Annotated in this window: 1 protein-coding gene and 1 pseudogene; both read right to left on the bottom strand. The window is 70.8% G+C overall.

Going from position 1 to position 1,166, the window contains the following annotated elements; genetic code table 11:
* Window positions 1-695: pseudogene (locus G3N93_RS40545) on the bottom strand (serine/threonine protein phosphatase); the annotation flags it as partial.
* The coding region (locus G3N93_RS40540) for a class I SAM-dependent methyltransferase family protein (RefSeq protein WP_206135579.1) at window positions 692-1,166 on the bottom strand (475 nt) is incomplete at its 5' end. The gene G3N93_RS40540 and the pseudogene G3N93_RS40545, both read right to left, overlap by 4 nt.

Genomic DNA, 1,166 nt, shown 5'->3' with positions numbered 1-1,166 from the left:
GCGCCCGGCGACGCAGCGGCGCCCGGCAGCCGGCCCGCGGCATCGCGCAGCGGAAACAGGAACAGCGCGAGACAGCCGACGGCCGCGCCGGTCGGCACGTCGATCGCGTGATGCTGGTAGGTGGTCAGCACCGACACGCCGATCGCCGCGAACCACAGGTGCAGCACGACACGCGCGAGCGTGCCGCGCAGGTGCTTCGCATAGACGGCCCACAGCACGACGAGCAGCCCGATGTGCAGCGACGGCGCCTGGTTGAACGGCTTGTCGAAGCCCATCAGCAGCGTGAACAGCGCACCGGCCACGCCGCCCGCGTCGGGCCGCTCGAACCCGAAGCGCAGCGGCCACGCGATGAAGCACGCGACCGAGATCAACTGCACGGTCAACAGCCGCTTCACGTGATCGAGCAGGTCGGCGCGGCGCGTCCAGAAGAAGAACGACAGCGCATACAGCAGGTCGATCGACCAGTACGGCACGATCGTCCACGGCACGAACGGGATCGCATGCTCCCACCCGAACGCGAAGGTCGGCACCGCCGCGCGGCGCGCGGCGAGCCAGTTCGCGAAACCGTAGGTCGAGAAGAACACGGCCCCCATCACCGCGAGCCAGCCGAAGCGCAGCGCGAACGACGCGTCGCGCGCGCCGACGGCAGACGCCGGCTCGGCGAGGCCGCTCGCGTCGCCGTCGAACGCACTCATGACGCGTCGACCCGCTGCGCGAGGCTGACCGTGAAGATGCCCATTTCGTCGATCCGCTGGTCGAGCTTGCGGAAGCCCGCGCGCGCGACGAGTTCGTCCATCTCGGCTTGCGAGCGGCGGCGCATCACCCAGGTCGCTTCGCCGCGGTGATTGTTCAGCGCGCGCGCGATGAATTCGAGCTGCGGATGCCACGGCTGCCCCGTATAGACGAGATAGCCGCCCGGCGGCACGGCCTGCGCGAGCCCGCGCAGCGAGCGCTCGATCAGCGCGTTCTCGCCGAACAGTTCGTAGAGACCCGACACGATCGCGAGCGTCGGACGCGGCTCGAGCGTCGCGAGCGACGCCTCGTCGAACGCGTCGCCGCGCTCGAAGCGCGCGATCGGCTCGAGGCCGCGCTGCGCGAACAGCACGCGCCCGGCCTCGACGTTCGGCGGGCTGTAGTCGCGCAGCGTGATGTCGTCGGGCGCCGCG

The organism is Burkholderia sp. Se-20378 (assembly GCF_017104665.1).
Classification (GTDB): domain Bacteria; phylum Pseudomonadota; class Gammaproteobacteria; order Burkholderiales; family Burkholderiaceae; genus Burkholderia; species Burkholderia lata.
This window is presented reverse-complemented; position numbering and strand designations above follow the sequence as displayed.